This window comes from Candidatus Cryosericum odellii (assembly GCF_003570935.1).
Classification (GTDB): Bacteria; Caldisericota; Caldisericia; order Cryosericales; family Cryosericaceae; genus Cryosericum; species Cryosericum odellii.
On sequence record NZ_QXIU01000046.1, the window covers coordinates 11,720 to 15,585 of the forward strand.

4 protein-coding genes and 1 pseudogene are annotated in these 3,866 nt (G+C 58.5%); all 5 read right to left on the minus strand.

What is annotated here, in order from left to right; translation table 11 throughout:
• A pseudogene (locus SMC5_RS10575) lies at positions 1-266 on the minus strand (hypothetical protein); the annotation flags it as partial.
• Position 267: 1 nt separating this feature from the next.
• Positions 268-1,173 carry a 3'-5' exonuclease gene (locus SMC5_RS01690; RefSeq protein WP_119119332.1) on the minus strand — a complete coding sequence of 302 codons (906 nt, stop codon included), beginning with the start codon at positions 1,171-1,173 and terminating at the stop codon, positions 268-270.
• Between the two features lie 121 nt (positions 1,174-1,294).
• Positions 1,295-2,104: a radical SAM family protein gene (locus tag SMC5_RS01695; protein ID WP_126854906.1), complete on the minus strand. Its 810-nt coding sequence runs from the start codon at positions 2,102-2,104 to the stop codon at positions 1,295-1,297.
• Between the two features lie 198 nt (positions 2,105-2,302).
• On the minus strand, positions 2,303-3,727 hold the full coding sequence (locus SMC5_RS01700) for a DUF5666 domain-containing protein (RefSeq protein WP_119119334.1): 1,425 nt from the start codon (positions 3,725-3,727) through the stop codon (positions 2,303-2,305).
• Positions 3,717-3,851 carry an RNA polymerase sigma factor gene (locus tag SMC5_RS11560; protein WP_407079754.1) on the minus strand — a complete coding sequence of 45 codons (135 nt, stop codon included), beginning with the start codon at positions 3,849-3,851 and terminating at the stop codon, positions 3,717-3,719. The genes SMC5_RS01700 and SMC5_RS11560 overlap by 11 nt, the downstream gene beginning before the upstream one ends.
• Positions 3,852-3,866: the final 15 nt, after the last annotated feature.

Genomic DNA, 3,866 nt, shown 5'->3' on the forward strand with positions numbered 1-3,866 from the left:
CAGGGGACAAACACCACCTTCTCCTCACGGACGGTCTCCATCCCACCGTTCGGTCCCTGGAAATAGACGGCCGCGTGGTCCTGCTCGGGCGAGTAGAGCGCAATACAGGCTATCTGTGCCGTAACGGGGAAGAGTCCCAGCGAGTCCCGGACTTCCTGGCGTTCTTCATCCGTGTCCGCCGATCGCAGCAGCGACTCCTGGACAGCAGGGTCCAGCGACTCCCAGGTCGTCCCGATGGTCTCAACGTCGAAAACCAGCCTCTCCATGTCAGGCCCGGCTCGAGAATCGGTCCAGCGGCGACGTCATATCGATACGCACCCTGCTGCGCGCGTTCTCGCCGTAGACGCCGTCCAGAAACGCCAGTTCGGCGTCCAGCTCCTCCGCCATCACTGTGATGTGCCAGGCCTTGGGCTTGCCGTTGGTGCCGTTATTGAACCTGTACCCTCGCATCCTCAACAGATCCTTCGCCTCGAATGGAGCACCCACGGCCCAGATGTGGGCATCGTCCGCCGCGGCGTGGTCAAGCAAAGGCTTCAGCACCGGACGGCCAGACAACGGCAGCGTGCCGGCGAGAATGTGCAGAAGCGCCCGGCAGTCGTTCTCGGCGCGGTGGGCTTCATAGAAGAAGCCCAGACAGAGTGCAATGAGCTCCTGTTTCTGGGTCCCGACACCTTCGTCGTGCCACTGAACCTGGCTCATGGAACATCCCCAGGGCTTCCTCGCAAACACGTCCCACTGCTTCTCGACGAACGGACGATCGAAAGCGGCGTTATGGGAGATGACGAGCGTGGCGCGCGAGGCGAAGGCTTCCACGGCAGCGGCATCAACATGATGTCCCTGGACCATGTCGTCCGTGATGTGGGTCAGAGCCGTAATCTCGGCAGGAATATGGCGTCCAGGATCCCTCAACTCGTCGAAGGCGTCGACGATGCGGTAGACGCGTCCTGTAGAGGGTGCGTACTCGAACAGGACCATGCCCAGCTCGATGACGTCATCCACCTGTGCGTCAAGACCGGTCGTTTCCGTGTCGAGGACCAGGCCCAGCTGAACCGGCTCACCGTCGGGCTCGGTATACCGCTCCACCTCGTGGAGTTTTCGGACGATACGGTAATCTCCCGTTTCCTCCAGCGCCTGTGCCACGACTTCCCATTGCGTTCGCTCGCCGTCCGTCATCGGTTCCTCCCGTTCCACCTGAATCACCACGTACTGTTGTTATACCACGATTCCAGCCGAAGGGCTCGCCCGCACGGAGAATGTTACAGTTTGGGACCGTCCCAAAGTGTAACATTCTCGGTTACGCGCTGAACAGATCGCCCGGGTCCGAAGCCCTGCGCCGGGGGCGTGGAGTGTCGGCCGCTGCAATGCCACCGTAACCAATGCCGTGCGCTGCGCACCAGTCACGTGCAATGACGCCCGTTTGGCGGTAGAACGCGCGCCATCCCGGATACTGTTTGACGATATCGTTGTAATTCAACTGGCCCAGGCGGATCTCATCCACGAAGTCGACGGCCTCGAGGACGTGGAGAATGTCCTGCTGCCAGATGTTGGGTGTCGGATAGGGCTCCATATTGACGAAACAGTGGAACCCAAGGTCGTGTGCACGGCGCAGTCCCGCGATCCTCTCGGGATAAGGGGCGGTACCCGGTTCGTACCGCGTCCGGAAGTCCTCGTCGACAGAAACAAGGGTGATGCCGAACTGGTTGTGGTGCGACAGCTGCAGCGCCTCCTCTGGGATAACCCCTTTGGTCAGCGTATGTACGGGAATGTCATAGGAGTTGATGAGGTGCATGAGCTGGAGCGTCAGCGTGACAACCTCCGGATGCAGATACATGAACGCGTCAGTCGCAAACGAGAGGTGCACATAGTGCGCCTTGTCGCGCAACCGCGGCAATTCCTTCTGCGCCAGCTGCAGCGCATTGGCAACCAGTTGAGGCCTGCACCATTCCTCATAGGTGGCCACCTTCCCGAACCGCTGCATCATGAGGAAGGCGTAGCACGGAAAGCGGCACCCATGCGAGCAGCCGACCACGTGTGTCGCCGCATAGGCGCCAGTGCCGCCGATGCCGGTGTGATAAATCAGTGACTTGCGAGTGACTGTGTCCATGGTCACATGGTACTGCGCGCGATGCTATCGGCAATACTGGCAGACAACTTTCTACTTTCCGAGGAGACGCTTTCATCTGGTGATCATCCTTCCGAAGCGAGGTTTGACGAGGGTCACCTGCTGTTTTGCAGGACTTTGGGAAATAGAAAAGGCCCGCAGGGCAAGCTGCGGGCCAGGAACTAAAACAACAGACTACTGTCAGTGCTTGCCTTTACCCTTGCCGGGGTTCACACTGGTGCTCGTCGTTACGGTAAGCTTCACGACCTCAACTGAATTATCGGTCAAGGTTCTTCCCATAATGGTGACCTTCTGACCGGCTGTGAGAGTCGCAAACAAGAGTACTTTGTGCGATGTATTCTGCAGCACCGATGTCGCTGTGATGCGGAAGACAAGCAGCGAGTTGGCATCCGTCGTCACCGTGATGGAGTTATCGGGGAAGATGGCGGCGATTGTACCCTGCCACGTGGTTACGGCCGAGTTTGTCGTCTGATCCTCGTTTGCTGTCGTGGCGGTTTTCACATACGCGTCTTCGATGTGGACCTGCTGCGCAGTGTACGTCGTACCCGACAGAATCATGTGGACCTGAACAGTCTGCCCGACTTTGATGGCAGCAATGTTCGTGGTCCCAGCGCCAACCTGTTCTACTTTCGTATCAGCATTGAGGATGATGTCATTGGCGAAGCCGTCGATGTGCAGCACGGTGGGAGACACGACTGTGACCTTGCCACGCGCCTGCTGCTCGTTGCTGACAGCTGCCTGCTCGTTGCTGGGATTAGCCTGCTCATTGCTGGGGTTTGTCTGCTCTGCGATGTCCTGTACGATGATGACATTGGCGAGGATGCTCGTATCGACCTGCTTCGTCCCCTGCACAGTGGCGTAGAGCTTGCCTGTAAGCAGCTTGGCTGCTATGTCAGCTGGCGTAATTGCCTTGCCTTGGTACTTGAGCTGTGTTGTCGACCCGATGACAAACGTCTTGGCAGCAACGGTGATGAGAGTGGTCGAGAAGCCTGTGATCTCACCATTCACGACAATCTTGTTTCCGTCAGTGTTGCTGACTGCGGGCTTGGAGTTTTCTCCCTTTCCCTTCGTCGCAGCAGCTGCCTTCACCTGGCTCATCGCTTTGCCGATGTCGCGGCCTGAAACGTTCAGCTGGGCCATGATACGTCCCCAGCCCAGTCCGGTGGCCCTCAGTTTGAGAACATCAGCCACTGGTGTACCTGTCTTGTTGGCGATCACGAGCGCAAGGACGCCGTCCGTCTCGGACAACGCGCTGTCACTGACGGTCTGCACGGTCGTCACTGAAGTCTGCAGAGCTGTGCCTGTCTGTTCGACGGGAGACTTGCCCAGTGTCTTTGACATCTTCTTTGCCTGCCGTTCCGCTGCCATAGCCGTGATGACCTGAGGCAGCGTTCCGTTCCGGCCAAAGACCGGCGTTACCGCGCTGAGCCCCATAGTCAGGATGACAGCAATGACAACAGCTCCGAGAGCTGTATTGCGGCGGCGCATATGTACAACATTCCGCGCGATCCCGTCCCGCACTTTGCTGTGCAGTCCGGCGCCCGGCTCGATATCTTTGAGTTCGTTGTTCAGCATGTCTGTATACTCTCTGTCGTTATGTTCCATGGTCGATTACCTCCCGCAGCCGTTCCCGTGCTCGTGAGAGCCGAGACTTGACTGTTCCTTCCTTCTCACCCGTCATCCTGCAAATGTCCTGGATAGACGTCTGGTCGCCGTAAAACAACCCCATCACGAGGCGATCGGC